The sequence below is a fragment of the Polaribacter atrinae genome (assembly GCF_038023995.1).
Lineage (GTDB): Bacteria > Bacteroidota > Bacteroidia > Flavobacteriales > Flavobacteriaceae > Polaribacter > Polaribacter atrinae.
This window is the reverse complement of sequence record NZ_CP150660.1, coordinates 896,882-917,446: the sequence shown is the minus strand read 5'-3', so window position 1 is coordinate 917,446 and position 20,565 is coordinate 896,882. Positions and strand designations below refer to the sequence as shown.

Here is a 20,565-nt window from a genome sequence, read left to right as displayed (position 1 = left end):
TAAAAATGAAAAACTTTAAAATAATAGTATTTTTAATGATGGCTATTGTTGTTACTTCATGTGAAGAATTAGACATTAACGACAATCCAAATAAAGTAAGTATAACGCATCCAGATTTATTATTGACCAACATTACAACTTCTGCTTTTCAAGTAAAAGGAACTGGAGCCATGTATGCCTCTAGAATGATTTTGCAAACAGATGGAGAGAGTACTTCGCAATTTTACAAATGGGACAGAGCTAGTTTTAACGCATACAATAGCTTAAGACAAGTTACTAAAATGATGGAAGAAGCAGATAGAATTGGTGATGACTCTTACAAAGGAATTGGTCATTTTTTTAGAGCGTATTATTTTTATGATTTGGCGTTAACTTTTGGTGACGTTCCATATGCAGAAGCTTTAAAAGGAGAAACAGAAGAGTTGTACCAACCAAAATATAATACGCAAGAAGAAGTTTTTACAGGTATTTTAAGTGAGTTAGAAATGGCAAATACGTTGTTGGATGGAACAGATATTATTACTGGAGACCCAATTTTTAATGGAGATATTAATAAATGGAAAAAGTTAGTTAACTCTTTTCGTTTAAAAGTATTATTAACACTTTCTAAAAAAGAGGGTAGTTTTTCTTTAAATATTAAAAATGAATTTGCGTCTATTTACAATTCACAACCTATAATTGCTACACCAGAAGAAAGTGCACGTTTAGAGTTTGTAGATGTGGTAGATTCTAGGTATACAGAATTCAATTCTAGTGGCTATGGGTCTGGTTTATACATGGCTTCTACTTTTGTAGATATGTTGATAGAAAGAGGTGATAAAAGATTGTTTGCTATTGCAGGTCAGACAAAAAATGCAAAAGAAGCAGGTTTAGCAATCGATGATTTTTCTGCATACGCAGGAGGGAACCCTATTGCTGCTTATAATGATGTGAATTTAGTGGCAGCAGCAGGAAATGTATCTAAAGTAAATGATAGGTATACAGCAGATCCAACAACAGAAGCGCACAATTTGTTAAGTTTTTCTGAGGTTCAATTTATTTTAGCAGAGGCTGCAGTTAGAGGATGGATTTCTTCAACAAGTGCTCAAATTTATTATGAAAATGGAATTAAAGCCAACTTTCAATTCTATAATACGTATGTAAAAGGATATGAAGAGTATTATACGCAAGCAGAAGCTACAAATTATATCGCAGGATCAAAAGTAAACTTTTTAAATGCTGCTACAGATGAAGAAAAATTAGAATTAATTCTTACTCAAAAATATTTGACTTCTTTTTTACAAGGTGGCTGGAACATGTATTTTGATCATTTAAGAACAGGTTATCCAGAATTTCCATATTTAGGTTCAGATACACCTCCAACAAGATGGATTTATCCTTTAGATGAATACAATAATAATGCAACCAATGTTACCGAAGCTATTGGTAGACAATTTGGAGGTTCTAATGACGGAATAAGAGAAATTACCTGGTGGTTAAAATAAAAGATTAACAAACTAAATAAGGTTGTAATTTTAATTATGGCCTTATTTTAATTTTGATAAAAATGAAAAAAAAGATATTCATTATATTTTCTATACTGTTTAGTGCTCCGTTTTTGTGGGCGCAAAAAATAGAAATAAAACCTTATTTACAAGATGCAGAACCAACGTCTATTAAAGTTATGTGGCAAACTAATTTTGGAGAAGAATCTATTGTGTATTGGGGCACAAAAAAGAACAAGTTAAAAAATAAAGTATCAGGAACTTCTTTTGATATTAATTTTACAGAAAAAAGAGTGCACGAAGTTGCAATAACGGGCTTAACAAGATTTACAACCTATTTTTATAAAGTACAAACAGGTAAAGCCGTTTCTGAAGTATATCAATTTAAAACCCCTCCTTTTGCAGGCGGTTCTAAAAAGATAAACTTGGTTGCTATGAGCGATATGCAAAACGATTGGCAGCATCCAACAAAGTTTCAAGAAGTGGTAGAAGAAGGCGTTTTACCTTATTTTAAAAAGAATTTTGAAGGTGATATTTCAGAAAATTTAGCAATGGTAGTAATTCCAGGAGATTTGGTAGTTACTGGCAGTACTTTTAATCAATGGGAAGAACATTTTTTTAAGCAATCAGAAAAATTATTTTCTCAAGTGCCTGTATATCCGGTCCCTGGAAATCATGAACGAAATTCTGATTATTTCTTTAAGTATTTTAGTTTACCTAAAAACGGAAGTCCAGAATATGCAGAACATTGGTGGTTTAAAGATTATGCAAATACAAGAATTATTGGTTTAGATTCTAACGAGGGGTATCGAAATATAAAGCAACAACTAGCTTGGTTGAAAGACTTGTTAGAAAAAACGGCTAAAAATGATTCAATAGATTTTGTTTTTGCACAATTACATCATCCTCATAAATCTGAACTATGGATTCCTGGTGAAGAAGATTTCTCGGGAAAAGTGGTAGAATTATTAGAAAACTTTACAAAAGAATCCAACAAACCAAGTTTGCACTTTTTCGGACACACACATGGCTATTCTAGAGGGCAATCTAAAGAACACAAACACTTATGGGTAAATGTAGCTTCTGCAGGTGGAGCTATTGATAATTGGGGAGAGTTTGAAGGTAGGGATTATGATGAGTTTACAGTAACACAAGACGAATATGGTTTTGTTGTGGCAACGATAGACCCAGATAAAGAAAATCCTTCTTTTACATTAAAAAGAATAAGTAGAGGTAATAACATTCAGTTTAGAGATAACGAATTAAGAGATAGTATTACCGTTTTTAAGAAAACAATTCAGCCGAATACTCCCGTTTTAGTTGATTTAAGTAAAGAAGAACAATCTATTTATAAGTTAGTTTTAAAAGCAAATTCTTTTATAAGTGATAAAAAGGATGCGTTTCATGCAGGTACTAACTGGCAAGTTGCTACTACAGAAGATTTTTCTAAACCTACATTCGATTCTTGGAAACAACACGAAAATTGGTATTACAAAGAAAATAGACAAAAGGATGATGATTTAACGGATGTGATTTTAGATAGGAAGTTAACAAAAAATACTGTGTATTATGTACGTGTGCGTTACAGAGATCAATTTTTAAATTGGAGTGATTGGTCCACCATAGAAACATTTAAAACTATTAAATAATGAAAATATTAAAATTATCAAGTGTCTTTTTTTTGTTGATATTAGCCGCGTGTTCATCAGAAAAAAAGAATGAAATAACCTTTGTAGAAGACGATTCTAATAAGGTTTTTGTTATTACATTAGATGGTTTGCGTTGGCAAGAGTTATTTGCTGGGGCCGATTCTTTATTGGTAGAAAATAAAGAATATGTTGGGAGTCCTAAAAGTTTGAAAAAAGAATTTTGGAGGGAATCTGCAACCAAAAGAAGAGAGGTATTGCTTCCTTTTATTTGGAGTGAAGTTGCTAAAATGGGGCAAATTCACGGAAACCGTTGGGAAGGAAGTAAGATGAATTTAACCAACGGAATGCATTTTTCGTATCCGGGTTATAATGAGATTTTAACAGGAAAAGCAGATGATGTAAGGATTAATAGCAACAATAAAATTCCGAATCCGAATACTACGTTTTTAGAAATAGCAGAAAAATCGGAAGTTTATAAAGGTAAAGTTGCTGCTTTTGGTAGTTGGGATGTTTTTCCGTCGATTATTAATGAAGAAAGAAGCGGATTGTATGTAAATGCAGGTTTTAGAGAGGCGAAAGGATTGGATTTATCTGATAAAGAAAATTTTTTAAACGAGTTGCAAGCTGAAACTCCGAGTCCTTGGGGAGGCGTTCGTTTAGATGTTTTTACCCATCATTATGCTTTAGAAACAATTAAAAAGAAACTTCCGAAGTTGGTGTTTATTTCTTATGGAGAAACCGATGATTTTGCACATGACGGAGAATACGATGCGTATTTAAAATCGGCACAAAGAACAGATGCATTCATTAAAAAACTTTGGAATTTTACACAACAAGATCCTTTTTATAAAGGAAAAACGACTTTTATAATTACGACAGATCATGGTAGAGGTACAGAACCTTTAGAAACCTGGAAACATCATGGAGACTCCATAAAAGATACAGACCAAGTTTGGGTAATTGCTTTTGGAAATAAAATTGAAGCAAAAGGAGAAATTGTATCGGAAGAACAGTTGTATACAAATCAGGTAGCAGCTTCTGTAGGGAAGCTTTTAGATTTAGAAATGAAAACAGACTCCATAGGAAAACCTTTTTCTTTTATAAAGTAAGAAGTTGTTTTTAACAAGTTAAAAAGGCTGTCTTTAAATTGTTTTTTTTTGTCAACCTGAATTTATTTCAGGTTCTTAGAATTAGATGCTGAAACAAGTTCAGTATGACAAGATTTAAACTTTTTTAGACAGTTTTTTTTATTTTCTAGGATGATAGGTTTCTACCACTTCTTTTAAATAACTTTTATCTAAATGCACATACACTTCGGTTGTGGTAATGCTTTCATGACCTAACATTTGTTGAATAGCTCTTAAGTCTGCTCCGTTTTTTAACAAATGTGTAGCAAAAGAATGACGCAACGTATGCGGACTAATCTTCTTTTTTAAATCAATTTCTAGAGATAGATTTTTAAGAATGATAAAAATCATTTGTCTGGTTAACCCTTTGCCTCGTCTGTTTAAGAAAACCGTGTCTTCAAAACCTTTTTGCGGTGTGATATGAGTTCTAATGTCTTTTATATAAGACGAAATATATTTTTGAGCAGCATAATGAATCGGTACAAAACGCTGTTTATTTCCTTTACCGATCACTCTTACAAAACCTTCTTCAAAAAATAAATCAGAAATTTTTAAGGTGATAAGTTCACTCACACGCAAACCACAACTATATAAGGTTTCTAAAATAGTTCGGTTTCTTTCTCCTTGCGGATGACTTAAATCGATAGCAGAAATAAGTGCATTTATTTCATCTTCGGATAAGGTATCTGGTAATTTTCTTCCAATTTTTGGAGCTTCAATTAAATCTGTCGGATTAGTTTCTCTATAATCTTCAAAAATTAAATAATCGAAAAAACTACGCAAACCAGAAATAATACGCGCTTGACTTCTAGGATTTACTTTTTTAGCAACTTCATAAATAAATTGCTGAATAGATTCTTCATCAATAGTAGTAGGAGTGTGATTGATTTCATTTTCTTCTAAAAACGACATCAGTTTTTCTAAATCTCTCGTGTAGCTATCAATTGTGTTTTTAGAAAGCCCTCTTTCTATCTTTAAAAAGAGTTGAAAATCTCTAATTGCGTTTTGCCATTTCATGGGATAAAGATATTAAAAGTTAATTATCAATTTGTTAGAATCTAAAAATTATGAAATATATTTTTTAGCGACATTAAAATTAAATTATTCTTATTTTTATTCTTGAAAATAATTGAATTATTCTTTTTTTTGATTAATTTCGAGCTGTAATTAAAAACAAAAATTATGAAAAAATTATTAGTTATTGCAGCGCTTGCGTTTGCAGGATTAGGTGTTGTGAATGCACAAGAAGGAAGTTTTAATGGAGGTGTAAATGTAGGTTTCCCAACTGGAGATACAAGTGATGTTTCATCATTTGCTATGTCTGTAGAAGCTAACTATTTATTTGATGTTTCAGAAACATTTAAAGTAGGACCTTCTATTTCTTATTTACATTATTTTGGAAAAGATATAGAAATTAATGGTTTTGGAACTATTGAAGTAAAAGATAGTGGATTTCTTCCAGTTGCTGCTGCTGCACGTTTTGTTGCTTCAGAAAAATTTAGTGTTGGTGCAGATTTAGGTTATGGTATTGGAATTAGCCCATCTGGACAAGAGGGAGCTTTCTATTACAGACCAATGATAGGTTATAGTGTTAGTGAAAACGTAATGTTACAGGCTACTTATACAGGTATGAGTAAAAACAGTAATACTGTTTCTAACTTTGGTGTAGGAGCAATGTTTGCTCTATAGTATTATTTAAATATATTAAAAACGGAAGCAATTTGCTTCCGTTTTTTTATGCTCAAAATTTCCTCAATTTCATTTGAGTCAACTTTTAAATCTTTTCCGTTCATGTAAAAAGTAGTACTGATTTACTTTTGTAGAGAACTTAAAAATTTAAAAAAATATGAAGAAATTATTGATAGTTGCTTTTGTAACAATAATGGGTGTAGGTGCTGTAAATGCACAAGAAGGTGTTTTAAATGGAGGACTAAACGTAGGAGTGCCTACAGGTGATGCCAATGATTTTTATGGTTTAACTTTAGGAGCCGAATTAAATTACATGTATCCAGTGGCAGAAGGTTTTACCTTAGGCCCATCGATACAATATTCTCACTTTTTTGGGAAAGATGTTGAGGTGTTAGGAGGTAGTACTATTGAAGTTTCAGATGCTTCTTTTCTGCCAATATCTGGTGCAGCAAGATTTAATGTTTCAGAAAAATTTGTAGTAGGAGCAAACCTTGGTTATGCAATAGGTTTGAGTGAAGATTTAGATGGTGGTTTTTATTATAGACCTGTAGTTGGTTATAAAATTGATGATACCACACAATTGAATATCTCTTATTCTGGAATTTCAAATGATGGTTTAGAAATGAACAATGTTAGTTTGGGCGTAATGTTCGGAATCTAAAATAGAAATATTGATTATATTTACAAACGGAAGCTGAAAAGCTTCCGTTTTTTTGTTGAAAAAATGTATTTTTGAACTATGAAGCTACTTATACTAAACGGTCCTAATTTAAATTTATTAGGAAAAAGAGAACCAGAAATTTATGGTTCACAAACTTTTGAAGATTACTTTAGAACTCTTCAATTAAAGTTTAATGATGTAGAGTTGTCTTATTTTCAATCGAATAGTGAAGGTGCTATCATTGATAAATTACACGAAGTTGGTTTTAGTTTTGATGGCGTTGTTCTTAATGCAGGTGCTTATACACATACTTCAGTTGCAATTGCAGATGCTATTAGTGGCATTACAACTCCAGTTGTAGAAGTGCACATTTCTAATGTACACAATAGAGAAGCTTTTAGACATAAATCTTATTTATCTCCGGTTTGTAAAGGAGTTATTTTAGGTTTTGGTTTAAAGAGTTATGAGTTAGGGATTGAGAGTTTTTTGTAGAATTTCCAAAATCTAGGTTTTATTAGTTTTTTTTCTTTATTCTATTTTTTTTAAATCTTTTTTACCTCCACTGTTTTTACTACTTTTGCAAAAGTAGTAGTTTTTATTAATACCATTCCCCTGTAATTTTTTGTTGTAAATTTTATAAGTTGTTTTTTATTAGATAAAATCATAAAAAAGAATAATTTATAGTAGATAATAAATACCCAAAAACATAAAATAAATTATATTTGTTTTTTTAGAAAAAATAATAAATGGAGAAAGAAAAGTGGCTTTTTGAAATAACGCCAAAAAATAATTTATTTGATTTAAATTTAAAAGAAGTTTGGCAATATAGAGATTTGTTAATGCTTTTTGTAAAACGAGATGTTGTAACAGTTTATAAGCAGACAATATTAGGTCCTTTGTGGTATTTAATTCAGCCTTTGTTTACTTCAATAATTTTTACATTAATTTTTAATAATGTGGCTAATATTTCTACAGGAAATGTGCCACCATTTTTATTTAATTTAGCAGGAATTACTATTTGGAATTATTTTAAAAGTTGTTTTACAGCAACTTCAAATACATTTACATCTAATGCAGGTATTTTTGGTAAAGTGTATTTTCCAAGAATGATTATGCCAATGTCTATAGTTATTTCAAATCTTTTAAGGTTTGGAATCCAACTATTTATATTTTTAGTGTTTTATTTGTATTACTATGTAAATGGTGCCGACATTAGCTTTAATAAATATACGGCTTTATTTCCTTTAATGGTACTTTTAATGGGGATGTTAGGTTTAGGGTTAGGAATGATTATTTCTGCATTAGTAACCAAATATAGAGATTTAAATATTTTAATTAGCTTTGGATTACAGTTGTTAATGTATATTTCTGCGGTGATGTATCCGGTATCTTATTTTATAGAAAAATTGCCAAAATATGCTTGGGTGGTAGAATACAATCCTTTAACTTTTGTAATAGAAACAACACGTTATATATTGCTAGGTTCTGGAACGTTAAATACAACTATGTTTGGCTATTCTGTAGGTATTATTGTTTTTATTTTAGTTGCAGGTGTACTCGTATTTAACAAAGCCGAGAAGAATTTTATTGATACAGTTTAAATTAGTTAGAAGTAAATTTTAAAAGAATAAAAATTTCTTACTAATAATAAAAGCATTAAATGAGCGAAACAATTTTAAAAATAGAAAACTTAAGTAAGCAATATCGATTGGGTCTTGTTGGTTCTGGTACCATGAGTGACGATTTAAAGCGCTGGTGGTATAAAATACGAGGTAAAGAAGATCCTTTTTTAAAAATTGGTGATGTAAATAATCGTTCTACAAAAGGGGAATCTGATTACGTATGGTCACTTAGATATATTAATTTTGAAGTTAAAAAAGGGGAAGTTTTAGGAATTATAGGTAAAAATGGCGCAGGAAAATCTACCTTGTTAAAAATTTTATCTAAAGTTACTGGTCCTACAACAGGTTCTATTAAGTCTAATGGAAGAATAGCATCTTTATTAGAAGTGGGTACAGGTTTTCATCCAGAAATGACAGGACGCGAAAATATCTTCTTAAATGGTGCTATTTTAGGAATGACCAAAAAAGAAATAGCCTCTAAATTAGATGAAATTGTGGAGTTCTCTGGCTGTGAACGTTATATTGATACACCTGTAAAAAGGTATTCTAGTGGTATGACTGTTCGCTTAGCTTTTGCCGTTGCTGCTTTTTTAGAACCTGATATTTTAATTATAGATGAAGTTTTAGCGGTTGGAGATGCAGAGTTTCAGAAGAAAGCTATTGGTAAGATGCAAGATATTTCTAATACTGATGGTAGAACGGTTTTGTTTGTGAGTCATAATATGGCGGCAGTAAAAAACTTATGTACAAGATGTGTAGTTTTGGGTAATGGGAGTGTAGTTTTTGAAGGTGATACAGATGCAGCAGTAGATTTTTACTTAAAAAAAGATGATGAGAAGGCTACTGCTTATTATAATTGTGAGAAACCAAACTTTGATTCCGATATTTTGGAAGTCTCAATAATAAATAAAGATAAAGCCTTGACTTCTATTTTTGGTTTTGAAGAAATGGTAACAGTTTCAATTAAATTCAAAGTTTCTAAAGAAAAACTTGTTAACAAACCAATTATTGGTTTACGTATTAGTGATGAATTAGAGAGGAATATCTTTACTACTCAAAAAAATATTACTGATTTGGGTATAAAGCTTGGTATTAATGTAATTAATGTGCAAATTCCAAACTCTTTACTAGCACCTAATTCTTATTTTATAAGTTTAGGTTTTCATATAAAAAACCAAGAAGTGATTAGAAGTTTAGATCAATTTGTTTCATTTTCTATAGAGGAAACAGGTACAGATTTTTATGGATATAAACCTAAAGATTTTGGTTGTGTAATTGTATCTTGTAAATGGAAAAACATATAGATGAAAGTTTTATTTATTAATGATACTCGTATAGAGATAAATCCAGGTTGTCATGCTACTGTTACAGAATTGTCAAAATTTATAAAGAAAAATTTAAAAGATGCTGATTTAGATTTCTTGCCATTAGGTACTGGATATGATGTGTTTAATAAAGAAATGTTTCATGTCTCTTTTAAAACAAGAATTAAAAGAAAGATTATAAAAAAAATAAACACTATTGGATTTAATATTGTTTTAAGAAATGAAAAGAAAATTTTTAATATTAGATTGTGGGAAGAATTAGCTCTTAATAATTTTTCGAAAGAAATTAAAGATAAAATTTTATTAAGCGATCTCGTTGTAATTAATATGGAAGGTACAATTCATCATAATAGTAGAGGTGGATTGACATTATTAGGATTTGCACATTTAGCAAAGAGTTTTGGTAAAAAAGTTGCAATGGTAAATGGGAGTTATCAATGTGTTGATAAAAAACTTACAAAAAAAGTATTAAATAATATTGATTTTTTAAGTGTTAGAGAGGTTCGATCGTACAATTATTTAAAAAAAACTATAAAAGATTGTTCATTAATACCTGATTTTGCTTTTCGAGCAAATATTAATGAAAAACTAACTTTTATAAATCAATTTAAAATTAATAAATCAAAACAGAAAAAGTGCCTATATACTTTTGGCGTTTTAGGAGTATACCCTAATCAAAAAAATGGAATAAAGATTAATCAAATAACTAAACATATTGATGATATTAGATTTCTTGGCTTCGAACCCTATTTTTTAAAAATTGAAGAAAAAGAAAATGAAATAGAAAAGATATTAGTCTCGATGAAGGTTAAAAGTATATCTTATTCGGATGGTATTAGATATAATAATATAGGAAGCTTAATAAAAGAATTTGATTTAATGATTACAGGAAGGTATCATATTGGAATTTTTGGTTTAATGAGTAATGTCCCCACTTTCTTTTTACCTTCTAATACTTATAAAACACAAGGTATGTTAGAAATGTTAAATGTTAATAATAAGATGATATTTAATAATGATATATTAAGTATTGAAAATGAAATTAATTCATTTAATAGGATAACTATCAAACATCTAAAAGATGATTACTTTATTGACTTTAAACTTTTCTTAAATAGAATTAATTAATTAAATGGTTCTAAAAAAAATAAAAAAATACATTGTCAAAAGATTGTTAGGCGAAAATATTTTTTTGTCAAATTATTTTTTAAAAACAAAAAAGGAAATTATATCTTACGTATTATCTTCTATCTTTTTTTGTGAAAAAAACAAAGAAGATTCGTATAACTTTCTTATTACATCTAAAGCCGAAATAAGAATATTTACTCCATTAATTAACTATTTTTTAAAAGAAAAAAAACATAAAATTTTTATAATTTATTTATCAAATTATTTTTTGAATGATAATTTAACAAAGAAGATTAATAATAGTGAGAATATATTTATTGTAAATTCGCCAATTCCTATAATAAATTCAATAAAAAATAAAAAAAGTGTAAATATAATTTGTCTAGATTTTGTCTTATTTTATAAATCACATTTTAAAGGAGTTGATTTCATAAGATTTTTAAAAAGCAAAAAAGCTAAAACAACTTGTATACAACATGGTGGTTGTCAGGATGATAATATAAAAGGTCAAATAACTTCTACTTCAGATTATCAAATAGTTTTTGGTAAAATAATTTATGACGAGCTTGTTTTTGGTGGTAGAAAAGTAAAAAATACATACTTAACAGGGAACCCAAATCATGATAAAGTAAGTTTACAGAATAATCTTTCAAGTTCATTGAAAGCTAAAGTAATAAATAAAAGGAAGATTATCTTAGTTGCAACATGTTTACATACAGAATATAATTACAAAGAGAATCCAGAAGTTTATTATATAGATTATATTACTAATATATATAAAAGTATAGATTTTACTAATTGTTTTTTAATAGTTAAAATGCACCCGCAGGATTCTGTTAATCCTAATATTTATGAAAACGTTATGAAGGACTTAAAACTAAGTTTGAATAATATTCAATTTATTTATCCAAATGATAGAGTCTTTTCTGTTTATGACTATATTAAAATTTCAGATTTAGTGATTAGCCGTTCGTCAACTGTAATAGAGGAGGCTTTATTGTTAGGTAAAAATATTATTGCATATGATTTGTTTGAAGATGGTCCAAGTATTCATTACTCTAAGTTAGAAAAATATGAGCAATATAAAAAAATAGTAGAAACTGAAATAAATTTAAAAAAAGCAATAGAATATTTTATTAATAAAAAAGTAGATTATAAAAAACATAAATCAGATATGGTTGAGAATTTTACATACAAACTTGATGGTGAGTCTTTACAACGAGTTGTTAATGCATTAGAAGATATTTCAAAAAAATAACATAAATTAGATTCAAACAATATATATTACAAAAAAAATATAGGTAATATTATACAGCAGCTAAATTAAAAATATAAGTAAAAGATTTATAGTTATTCTAAAAAAGAATATAATTAGTACTATTTTTTTGAGCAAACACCGGAATATGAAAAAGGCTAATCAATCTATAAAGTCTATAAGTTACTCCTAATTATAACGAAGCCAATTATTTAGAAGAGACTATTAGATCGGTTTTGAATCAAGATTACCCTAATCTTGAATACATAATTATTGATAGAGGTAGTACAGATAATTTTATAGAAATAATAGAGAAATATCAAGCAAAATTAACCTATTGGGTATCTGAAAATAGATAAAGGTTTATATGATGTTATTCAAAAATGTTTTGATAAATTGACATGTGAAATTATGGCATGGATAAATTCAGATGATATGTATGTTAAGGTCCTTTTTCTATTGTTTCTGAATTTTTTTTAATTTTAAACAAGTTCATTGGTTGTTAGGTATGCCGTCTTTTTATGATGAAAAAGGAAGAACAGTTAGTCTAATAATAAAATTTAAACAATTGTCTAAATTTAATCATTATACTTATGGCAATTTATGGGGCAATAAGAGTCTGTATTTTGGAGGAGAAGTTTATGGGAGAGTTCTGGTTCAAAATTGAACATAAAATTAAAATTTTCGGGAGATTTATAGTTATGTGTGCTTTTTTTAGATATGAAAGTTTATATGCTACAAAAGCGCTATTAAGTAGTTTTAGAATACGTTCTAAAAATCAATTATATCTAGAACATTTAGACGATTATAATAAGGAAATATTAAATTTATTAGAAAATGAAGTTGAAAATAACTTATGTAAAATAGAAAAAAAATAGAATTTTATAAAAGGATTGGGTATAAAATTTACCACATAATTCGTTTCTTTACAAAATATATAATTAATAAGACTAATAAAAAGAATTAGAACTATCCACCACTAACTTACTTTGAATGAGTACATCAAATTTTTAAAATTGAAAAAAAATAACTAAAAATGTCTAAAATAACATTTCCTAAAATATCAATTGTAACACCCTCTTATAATCAAGGCAATTTTATAGAGGAAACAATTCAATCAGTTTTAAATCAAAATTATCCAAATTTAGAATATATAATAATTGATGGAGGTAGTACAGATAACACAATAGACATAATTAAAAAATATGAAGAAAATATTACTTATTGGATAAGTGAAAAAGATAATGGTCAGAGTGATGCGATAAATAAGGGGTTTTTAAAAGCAACAGGTGTTATTTATTATTGGATTAATAGTGATGATTATTTGTTACCAAACACTTTAATTAAAATTGGTAGTTTAAACTGGCCAGCAAATGTTGGAGCTTTTATTGGAATTGGCCATATGGTGAATTTAAATAAAGAAATTAAATATACTCCTGAATTTTATGATCCTATAACAACAGAACAACTTTATAATTGGACAAACAATAAAGATTTTATGCAACCTGCTTGTTTTTTTTCCAAAGCAGCTTGGAATAATTGTGGACCTTTAAATACGAATTTACATTTTTGTATGGATGTAGATTTATGGATTAAAATTTCAAAAAGGTATGAATTAAAGAGGGGGGAATTTAATATTGCTCATGCATATATTCATGAAAATGCAAAAACTACTGCCGAAGTAGAAAAAATGAATTTAGAAACATATTTAATGATTGCTTCACACGGTGGCTTTATAATTGCACGCAAATTACTTTATGATTTTTTTGAACGAGAACAACGAATTTTTAAGTTAAGATTAAAAGAAGCAACTACAAATAGTATATTAAATAGAGTTTTAAAAAAAATAAGTTTTAAAAAATAATAGTTTTAAGTATGAATGTTTTTATACCCCATGATAAAGTACTAAATATTTATTTTGATGAAATAAATAAATATGCAGTATTTAATTATGTGTATGGGAGTTTGGGAGATTATAAACAAGCATATAAAATTGTAAATATTCAATTTCCTGAAGCTATTTTTTCCTTTAGAGCACCTACTAAAGAACAATTAATTGATTTAGAAGAGAAAATTATCATTTGGAAAAAAAAGTCAAAAATTATTTTAACATTAAATGATATAGAATCACATTATGATAAAGGTCATAAGTTTAGTGGTTTATTCAAGTTATTATATAAATATGCTGATGGTGTTATACATTTCGGACATTATTCATTAAATAATTTTAAATCATATTTCCCAACAACTTGTCAACATAAGTTAATTAATCACCCTTTGTATGATAGCTTATTAAATGATCAGGAAATATTTGACTATCAAGATAAGTTTAAGGTATCTTTTCAAGATAAATATGTTGTTTCTGCCATAGGTAGTTTAAGGTCTATGGAAGAAGTACTTCTGTTGCTAAAAGTTTTTAGGAGAATTCCAGTCAAAAATAAATTTTTGGTAGTACCTAATATGTTTCAGTTTATAAATCCAAAATATTTGAGACCATATCGTTTTAGAAATATTTATAAATATATTGCTGAAAAAATAATATGCTTTCCACTAAAGAAAGAACAGTATTTTTTTGATAATAGATTTTTAGAATATGGATATATGGTTGATTTGGTTAGAAATTCTTCTTTGATGATTATTCCTAGGATTAAAAATTTAAATTCAGGTAATTTATTCTTAGGATTAACTTTTAATAAACCAATGGTAATTCCAAAAATTGGAAATTTAACAGAAGTAGCAGAATATTTTAATTTACCGACACTTGATTTAAAAAAAGGAAATTATAATGAAGTTTTGACGACAGTAACAGATATTAAAATGAATAAAATATTTGAAAGTAACGAGTATTTAATCAAAAGAGAAAAATTTCATCCCAAGAAAATTTCATTGGAATATGAACTGTTTTTTAAATCTTTAATTGAGATTTAAGAACTGTGTTATTATAATTGAAAATATTTAATATAAAATGGGAATGTTAGTATCGGTAATAGTACCTTGTTATAATCAGGGAAAATTTTTAAATGAAACATTGGAGTCTGTTTATAAACAAACATATTTAGAATGGGAATGTATTATGGTTGATGATGGTAGTACGGATGATACAATGAAAATAGCACAATCATGGGCAGTAAAAGACATACGTTTTAAGTATTTTTATAAAGAAAATGGAGGAGTAAGTAGTGCTAGAAATCTTGGAATTGAACAAGCTAATGGTCAATATCTACAGTTTTTGGATGCTGATGATTTATTAGCTCCTCAGAAACTTGAATTATCATTAGATGCATTTTCTTTATCTAATAATAATGCAGCAGAAATAGTAGTTTCTAATTTTATGATGATATCAATTGATTCAAAGGGGGTTTACCCTCCTAGTTTTGAATTTACAAAGGAGTCTTTAACATTTGAAAATTTCTTATATAATTCTTTTTCAATACAATTACAATATGCAATCTTTGAAGGAAAATTGTTTGATACAATAAGGTTTTCAGAAAATTTATCAGCACAAGAAGATTGGGTTGTATGGATTAAATTATTGAAAATCACTAATAAAATTGATTTTATAGATAAACCTTTATCATTTTATAGAATTAATCCAGATGGTAGAATGAATACATTAGGTATAGAAGATAATCAGATTAAGGTCTTAGGTTCTTTAAAAGAAGTTTTAACTTATGAAGAATATTATAATTTTTCTGTTAATATATTAAGTAAATATTATGATTCTTATAGGTTGTATCGGAAAAATTTAAATCTTTTAAAAAAATCAAATTCTTATAAATTAGTTTTAATTATAAAAAAAATATTAAAGAAAATTGGAGTGTTAAAAATAATGAAAAAGTTTTTAAAATAGTTTTAAAATTTAAAATGGAATAGTATGAAAGGTTTATTAAAGGTTTATAAAAATATATGATTTCAATTATTATTTGTTCTATAAAAGATTCTTTCTTTCAAGAGTTAAAAATTAATATACTTAATACTATTGGTGAGGTTGATTATGAAATTATTAAAATAGATAATTTAAAAGAAAAATGGTCTATTGCTAAAGCTTATAACTTTGGTTTTGAAAAAGCTAAATTTAATAATTTACTTTTTATACATGAAGACATATTGTTTATACAAGAAAATTGGGGAGAAATTTTCATAAATGAATTAGCTAAAAAAGATATAGGGTTAATCGGTTTAGCTGGTACTAGTTATAAAAGTAAATTTCCTAGTGCTTTTTGGCACGTGCCAAAAGATAAGAGTTGTATCAATATTATTCAACACTATAAAAATAAAAAAAAGGAGTTGGTTAATTATGGTTTTAATAAAAATGAAGGTATTGTAGCTGTTGACGGTGTTTTTTTAGGTTTGAAAAAAAGTATAGGTGTTAATTTTGATGAAAAAATTAATGGGTTCCATTGTTATGATCTTGCAATCAGTCTAAGAATACTTAACAAGGGCTATGATATTAAAGTTATTGATACTATTTTAATAGAGCATTTTTCTATTGGTACTACAGATATACTTTTTCTTAAAAATTATCTTAAGTTTCATAAAAAATATAAAAAAATTATTAAACAGAATATTGTTAGTTCAAAAGAATTAGATATTTATTCAGTTGAACAATTTATAAAGGTTTGTCTCTCCAATAGATTTTTTTCATTCCATTTATTTATAAAATCTTTTATTTTAAATCCAATATCAGAAATAAATAAGAATTATTTAAAAATGGGAATTGTTAATTTGATTAAAAATAAATAATTTAATGTCAAAAGTAAGTATCATATTACCTAGTTATAATCATAACTCTTTTTTAAAAGATAGGTTAGATTCAATAGTTAACCAAACTTTTAAAGACTGGGAACTTATTATAATTGATGACAAATCTTCAGACGGAAGTATTGAAACATTAAAAGCGTTTTATCAGAAGTATACTAATAAAATCTCAAATTTTATTATACATACAGAAAACTCAGGGAGTGGTTATAAATCTTGGAAAAAGGGGATTGAACTAGCTCAAAGTGAATATATTTGGATTGCAGAAACTGATGATTATTCTGATGTAAGTTTTCTGGAAGAACAAGTGAAGATTTTAGATACTTATCCTAAAGCTGCATTAACGTTTTGTTCAAGTAATTATGTAGATGCAAATAAGACTTTTTTATACAATACAAACAAAAGAACTATAGATTTAAGTGTATCTGAAAATAAATCAAAACTTTTTAAAGGAGAAGTGTATCTAAATAAAGCACCATTTGACACATACATAACTAATGGAAGTAGTGTTGTTTTTAGAAAACCCATAATAGATATACCAAACCTTATATTTGAGAATAAACAATCGTCAGATGTTTTTTTGTGGACTTTTTTAATACAAAATAGTTCATTCGTATTTTTAAACAAAAAATTAAATTTTTTTAGAAGGCATGAAGGTTCAACAACGACACGATTGTCTAGCCTAAGAAAATTAGATATATTTCAAGAAAACATAAAGTATTTACATTTTTATAAACAAAAAAACAAAGATCATTTACTTTTAAAAAAATACTTTCAACAATATGTTTGGATAAACAAAAAAGAGATTTTTAATACTAAAATATTTAATTTTAATTTGGCTCTAAAATATTATCTTTTTTTACTACCAAATATATGTATTCAATTAATTAACAAAATTGAAAAATGAGTAAAGAACCATTAGTATCAGTGGTAATACCTACCTATAATAGGCAAGAGTTTCTAGAAGAAGCTATTCTTAGTGTTGTGAATCAGTCTTATAACAATATTGAAATATTAGTAATAGATGATGGCTCTAAAGAAAACTATGCAGAAGTTATATGTAATAAATATAAAAAGTGCCATTATTTTTATAAAAACAATGGAGGTTTGTCTTCTGCAAGAAATTTTGGTATAAATGTAGCTAAAGGGAGTTATATAGCTTTTTTAGATGATGATGATTTTTGGAGAGCAGACAAATTACAAAAGCAAGTAAAAGTTTTAAACAGTAATAAAAATGTAGATTGTGTTCATTCAAGCGCTTCTGTAGTAGATGAAAAAGGAAATGAAAAAGGAAAATTGATTGGAGCTTCAGAAAATAAAATTCATAAAAGATCAGGTGATGTTTTTTGGAATGCCTTAGGAAGGTGGGTTGTAAAATCTCCTACTCCATTAATTCGAAGAAAAGTATTTACAAAAGATTTAATGTTTGATGAGGATATTAAAATTGGTGAAGATGTAGATTTTTATCAAAGAATGTTTTACAATCATAAAGTGTTTTATATCAATGAACCGTTAGCTTTTTATAGAGAATATGATAATAAAGAAAGGCTTTCGCTGCAAAAAGAAAAGTATATAGGTCTAGAGAAGAAAATTTATGATAACTTTGTTAAAATGGGGATAAAAAATCCTTTTGTATTGTCTAAAATAGCCTCAAAACTTTTGGATTCTGGAGTGAGTAGATTTAATTTTTTAAATCCTCAAAAGAAAATAAAATTACGTTTTTTAGATAAATATATATTTCCCATTAAAACACTAAATAAAATTAATTTTAGTAAAAAGTAGAGCATTATTAGGGCTTTCATAAAAGAGGTATTATTATTACATAAAGGTAAAATAGAAATTTTAATATGCGAATAGGGGTTAATCCGGAAAAAAATAATAATCAAAAAATCAACTATAAAAATCATAGAATTATCATACCTGTCTATATACCAAATTCTAAAGATGAGTATTTTAATAATTTGTTTTCTGTATTTAAAACTTCTTTAGCCTCATTGATTAAAACCACAGATATAAAAGAAACAAACATTACAATTATTAATAATAACTGTAGAGAAGAAGTTACTGATTATATAGATAATTTGTTAAAAGAGAAGGTTATAGACAAACATGTTCAATTAGCATCTAATTATGGGAAAATTTATACCATTTTAGCTGAAGCACGTGCAAGTTATGAACAACTGATTACAATTGCTGATGCAGATGTTTTTTACTTTTCCAATTGGTTGTCAGAAACCAAAACCATCTTTAATGAATTTAAAAACGCAGGGGTAGTTGCGCCACTACCTATGCCGCAACTGGCTTTTTACAGCAATTATTCGTTGTTTTTTAGCAATTTTTTTAAGATTAAAAAAGGAAAAATTATTTTAGAGGACGATTTACTTCTTTTTGAGGAAAGTGTTGGCAGTAAAATTTTAATTGAAAAGAATAATTGGTTTAAGAATCAACTTTACCTAGAGAAGAATACCGTAAAAGCTTGTATTGGAGCAGGTCATTTTATAGCAACCTATCGAAAGGAAGTTTTAGATAAAATTAGCATCGTAAAACCAACCTATGTGTTTGAAAATGGAGGCGAAAGATTTCACTTAGATGCTCCTATCGATCAATTGGGGTATTATCGATTGTCAACAATAAAAACTTTTGTGTATCACTTAGGTAATACAATACCAAAATGGACAGAAGAATATCATTTTAAAGATTGTAAAACTACTAAATGGAATGGTCAGGCTAAGATTTTAAAAACATATATTCCATATAAACTAAAAGAAATTACAGCAAAAATATATAGGAAATTAATCACCATATAGAAAAAAATATTAGAATACTAACATATAGGTTGTTTTCTGAAAACTTTAAAAACAAGTAGTAATGAATATCATAGCAGAAATAGGTCAGGCACACGATGGAAGTTTAGGAATGGCACATGCTTATATAGATGCTGTAGCCAAATCTGGTTGTAGTGCTATCAAATTTCAAACCCACATTGCAGAAGCAGAGAGCAGCGAATTTGAACCTTTTCGAGTACAATTTTCAAAACAAGACGCGACGCGTATAGCGTATTGGAAACGAATGGAATTTACGCTAACGCAATGGAAAGGATTGAAAGAGCACTGTGATGAAAAAGGAATTGAATTTATGAGTTCTCCTTTTAGCAATGCTGCGGTAGATTTATTAGAAGAAGTAGGTGTAGAGCGTTATAAAGTAGGTTCAGGAGAAGTCAATAATTTTGTGTTATTAGAAAAAATTGCCCAAACAAGAAAACCTGTCATTATTTCATCGGGTATGAGCTCTTTTGAAGAATTAGACAAAACAGTCGCTTTTTTAAAAAATAGAAAAGTAGACTATTCCATTTTACAATGTACTACAGCATATCCAACAGCACCAAAACAATACGGATTGAATGTAATTCAAGAGCTGAAAAACAGATACAAGGTGCCTGTTGGTTTTTCAGATCATTCATCTTCTATAGAATCTTGTATCGCTGCAACAGCATTAGGTGCAGAAATCTTAGAATTTCATGTGGTTTTTGATAAAGAAATGTTTGGTCCTGATGCAAAATCATCGTTAACATTTAAAGAAACTTCTCAATTGGTAGAAGCGGTAAATAACATTCAAATAGCTTTAAGTCATCCGGTTGATAAAAAAAACAATTCACAGTTTGCAGAATTGAAACAAATTTTTGAAAAATCGTTAGCCGTTAATAAAAATTTAAAGGTGGGGCATATATTAACTTTTTCAGATTTAGAGACAAAAAAGCCAAAAGGATATGGTATTTTAGCAAGTGAATATGAAAATATAATAGGCAAAAAACTCAATAAAGATTTAACTCAATGGAGTTTTTTAAATTATAAAGATTTAATAGATTAA

The 20,565-nt window shown here is 27.7% G+C and carries 20 protein-coding genes and 1 pseudogene; 20 read left to right on the top strand and 1 reads right to left on the bottom strand.

All coding sequences use genetic code 11. From position 1 onward, the window contains the following. Positions 1 to 5: 5 nt before the first annotated feature. From WG945_RS04090 to WG945_RS04080, 3 genes are all read left to right on the top strand, one after another. Positions 6 to 1,484: a SusD/RagB family nutrient-binding outer membrane lipoprotein gene (locus WG945_RS04090; protein WP_068448472.1), complete on the top strand. Its 1,479-nt coding sequence runs from the start codon at positions 6 to 8 to the stop codon at positions 1,482 to 1,484. A gap of 62 nt (positions 1,485 to 1,546) precedes the next feature. Beyond that, a complete protein-coding gene (locus tag WG945_RS04085) occupies positions 1,547 to 3,133 on the top strand; it encodes a purple acid phosphatase family protein (protein ID WP_068448470.1) in 1,587 nt (528 codons plus the stop codon). Beyond that, positions 3,133 to 4,242, top strand: coding sequence for an alkaline phosphatase family protein (locus tag WG945_RS04080; protein ID WP_068448468.1), 1,110 nt, complete (start codon positions 3,133 to 3,135; stop codon positions 4,240 to 4,242). The genes WG945_RS04085 and WG945_RS04080 overlap by 1 nt, the downstream gene beginning before the upstream one ends. Before the next feature lie 138 nt (positions 4,243 to 4,380). Here the strand turns inward: WG945_RS04080 and xerD are convergent, their stop codons facing one another. Beyond that, complete coding sequence (gene xerD, locus WG945_RS04075) at positions 4,381 to 5,277, bottom strand: site-specific tyrosine recombinase XerD (protein WP_068448465.1); 897 nt, start codon at positions 5,275 to 5,277, stop codon at positions 4,381 to 4,383. Positions 5,278 to 5,442: 165 nt separating this feature from the next. Here xerD and WG945_RS04070 point away from each other — a divergent pair, with 165 nt between their 5' ends. From WG945_RS04070 to WG945_RS03990, 17 genes and pseudogenes are all read left to right on the top strand, one after another. Then, the gene (locus WG945_RS04070) at positions 5,443 to 5,949 is read left to right on the top strand and encodes an outer membrane beta-barrel protein (protein ID WP_068448463.1); all 507 of its coding nucleotides are present in this window, start codon (positions 5,443 to 5,445) and stop codon (positions 5,947 to 5,949) included. Positions 5,950 to 6,106: 157 nt separating this feature from the next. Then, a complete protein-coding gene (locus WG945_RS04065; protein WP_068448461.1) occupies positions 6,107 to 6,610 on the top strand; it encodes a transporter in 504 nt (167 codons plus the stop codon). Between the two features lie 78 nt (positions 6,611 to 6,688). Further along, entirely contained in the window at positions 6,689 to 7,102 is a 414-nt protein-coding gene (aroQ, locus tag WG945_RS04060) for a type II 3-dehydroquinate dehydratase (RefSeq protein ID WP_068448459.1), read from the top strand. 254 nt (positions 7,103 to 7,356) lie between these two features. Further along, complete coding sequence (locus tag WG945_RS04055) at positions 7,357 to 8,211, top strand: ABC transporter permease (RefSeq protein ID WP_068448457.1); 855 nt, start codon at positions 7,357 to 7,359, stop codon at positions 8,209 to 8,211. Positions 8,212 to 8,270: 59 nt separating this feature from the next. Next, a complete protein-coding gene (locus tag WG945_RS04050; RefSeq protein WP_068448455.1) occupies positions 8,271 to 9,536 on the top strand; it encodes an ABC transporter ATP-binding protein in 1,266 nt (421 codons plus the stop codon). Further along, entirely contained in the window at positions 9,537 to 10,685 is a 1,149-nt protein-coding gene (locus WG945_RS04045; protein ID WP_068448454.1) for a polysaccharide pyruvyl transferase family protein, read from the top strand. A gap of 4 nt (positions 10,686 to 10,689) precedes the next feature. Next, complete coding sequence (locus tag WG945_RS04040; protein ID WP_068448452.1) at positions 10,690 to 11,943, top strand: UDP-N-acetylglucosamine 2-epimerase; 1,254 nt, start codon at positions 10,690 to 10,692, stop codon at positions 11,941 to 11,943. A gap of 191 nt (positions 11,944 to 12,134) precedes the next feature. Further along, positions 12,135 to 12,299, top strand: a pseudogene (locus WG945_RS04035) (glycosyltransferase); the annotation flags it as partial. Between the two features lie 234 nt (positions 12,300 to 12,533). Then, positions 12,534 to 12,818: a hypothetical protein gene (locus WG945_RS04030; RefSeq protein ID WP_157603545.1), complete on the top strand. Its 285-nt coding sequence runs from the start codon at positions 12,534 to 12,536 to the stop codon at positions 12,816 to 12,818. A 158-nt stretch (positions 12,819 to 12,976) separates the two neighbouring features. Continuing rightward, a complete protein-coding gene (locus WG945_RS04025; RefSeq protein ID WP_068448450.1) occupies positions 12,977 to 13,804 on the top strand; it encodes a glycosyltransferase family 2 protein in 828 nt (275 codons plus the stop codon). Positions 13,805 to 13,815: 11 nt separating this feature from the next. Then, positions 13,816 to 14,868: a hypothetical protein gene (locus tag WG945_RS04020; RefSeq protein ID WP_068448447.1), complete on the top strand. Its 1,053-nt coding sequence runs from the start codon at positions 13,816 to 13,818 to the stop codon at positions 14,866 to 14,868. Between the two features lie 43 nt (positions 14,869 to 14,911). Continuing rightward, complete coding sequence (locus tag WG945_RS04015) at positions 14,912 to 15,790, top strand: glycosyltransferase family 2 protein (RefSeq protein ID WP_197482055.1); 879 nt, start codon at positions 14,912 to 14,914, stop codon at positions 15,788 to 15,790. Positions 15,791 to 15,846: 56 nt separating this feature from the next. Continuing rightward, positions 15,847 to 16,683 carry a glycosyltransferase gene (locus tag WG945_RS04010; protein WP_068448444.1) on the top strand — a complete coding sequence of 279 codons (837 nt, stop codon included), beginning with the start codon at positions 15,847 to 15,849 and terminating at the stop codon, positions 16,681 to 16,683. Between the two features lie 4 nt (positions 16,684 to 16,687). Beyond that, complete coding sequence (locus tag WG945_RS04005; protein ID WP_068448442.1) at positions 16,688 to 17,605, top strand: glycosyltransferase family 2 protein; 918 nt, start codon at positions 16,688 to 16,690, stop codon at positions 17,603 to 17,605. Continuing rightward, complete coding sequence (locus WG945_RS04000) at positions 17,602 to 18,480, top strand: glycosyltransferase family 2 protein (RefSeq protein WP_068448441.1); 879 nt, start codon at positions 17,602 to 17,604, stop codon at positions 18,478 to 18,480. Before WG945_RS04005 ends, WG945_RS04000 begins: the two co-directional genes overlap by 4 nt. A gap of 65 nt (positions 18,481 to 18,545) precedes the next feature. Next, the gene (locus tag WG945_RS03995) at positions 18,546 to 19,505 is read left to right on the top strand and encodes a glycosyltransferase family A protein (RefSeq protein ID WP_068448439.1); all 960 of its coding nucleotides are present in this window, start codon (positions 18,546 to 18,548) and stop codon (positions 19,503 to 19,505) included. A 61-nt stretch (positions 19,506 to 19,566) separates the two neighbouring features. Next, complete coding sequence (locus tag WG945_RS03990) at positions 19,567 to 20,565, top strand: N-acetylneuraminate synthase family protein (RefSeq protein ID WP_068448438.1); 999 nt, start codon at positions 19,567 to 19,569, stop codon at positions 20,563 to 20,565.

Excerpts from the sequence above, each read along its gene's own strand:
- xerD (WP_068448465.1), bottom strand. The coding sequence starts at position 5,277 with ATGAAATGGCAAAACGCAATTAGAGATTTTCAACTCTTTTTAAAGATA.
- WG945_RS03995 (WP_068448439.1), top strand. The coding sequence starts at position 18,546 with ATGCGAATAGGGGTTAATCCGGAAAAAAATAATAATCAAAAAATCAAC.
- aroQ (WP_068448459.1), top strand. The coding sequence starts at position 6,689 with ATGAAGCTACTTATACTAAACGGTCCTAATTTAAATTTATTAGGAAAA.
- WG945_RS04010 (WP_068448444.1), top strand. The coding sequence starts at position 15,847 with ATGATTTCAATTATTATTTGTTCTATAAAAGATTCTTTCTTTCAAGAG.
- WG945_RS04020 (WP_068448447.1), top strand. The coding sequence starts at position 13,816 with ATGAATGTTTTTATACCCCATGATAAAGTACTAAATATTTATTTTGAT.
- WG945_RS04045 (WP_068448454.1), top strand. The coding sequence starts at position 9,537 with ATGAAAGTTTTATTTATTAATGATACTCGTATAGAGATAAATCCAGGT.
- WG945_RS04030 (WP_157603545.1), top strand. The coding sequence starts at position 12,534 with ATGGCAATTTATGGGGCAATAAGAGTCTGTATTTTGGAGGAGAAGTTT.
- WG945_RS04085 (WP_068448470.1), top strand. The coding sequence starts at position 1,547 with ATGAAAAAAAAGATATTCATTATATTTTCTATACTGTTTAGTGCTCCG.
- WG945_RS04050 (WP_068448455.1), top strand. The coding sequence starts at position 8,271 with ATGAGCGAAACAATTTTAAAAATAGAAAACTTAAGTAAGCAATATCGA.
- WG945_RS04005 (WP_068448442.1), top strand. The coding sequence starts at position 16,688 with ATGTCAAAAGTAAGTATCATATTACCTAGTTATAATCATAACTCTTTT.
- WG945_RS04040 (WP_068448452.1), top strand. The coding sequence starts at position 10,690 with ATGGTTCTAAAAAAAATAAAAAAATACATTGTCAAAAGATTGTTAGGC.
- WG945_RS04055 (WP_068448457.1), top strand. The coding sequence starts at position 7,357 with ATGGAGAAAGAAAAGTGGCTTTTTGAAATAACGCCAAAAAATAATTTA.
- WG945_RS03990 (WP_068448438.1), top strand. The coding sequence starts at position 19,567 with ATGAATATCATAGCAGAAATAGGTCAGGCACACGATGGAAGTTTAGGA.
- WG945_RS04025 (WP_068448450.1), top strand. The coding sequence starts at position 12,977 with ATGTCTAAAATAACATTTCCTAAAATATCAATTGTAACACCCTCTTAT.
- WG945_RS04015 (WP_197482055.1), top strand. The coding sequence starts at position 14,912 with ATGTTAGTATCGGTAATAGTACCTTGTTATAATCAGGGAAAATTTTTA.
- WG945_RS04080 (WP_068448468.1), top strand. The coding sequence starts at position 3,133 with ATGAAAATATTAAAATTATCAAGTGTCTTTTTTTTGTTGATATTAGCC.
- WG945_RS04000 (WP_068448441.1), top strand. The coding sequence starts at position 17,602 with ATGAGTAAAGAACCATTAGTATCAGTGGTAATACCTACCTATAATAGG.
- WG945_RS04065 (WP_068448461.1), top strand. The coding sequence starts at position 6,107 with ATGAAGAAATTATTGATAGTTGCTTTTGTAACAATAATGGGTGTAGGT.
- WG945_RS04090 (WP_068448472.1), top strand. The coding sequence starts at position 6 with ATGAAAAACTTTAAAATAATAGTATTTTTAATGATGGCTATTGTTGTT.
- WG945_RS04070 (WP_068448463.1), top strand. The coding sequence starts at position 5,443 with ATGAAAAAATTATTAGTTATTGCAGCGCTTGCGTTTGCAGGATTAGGT.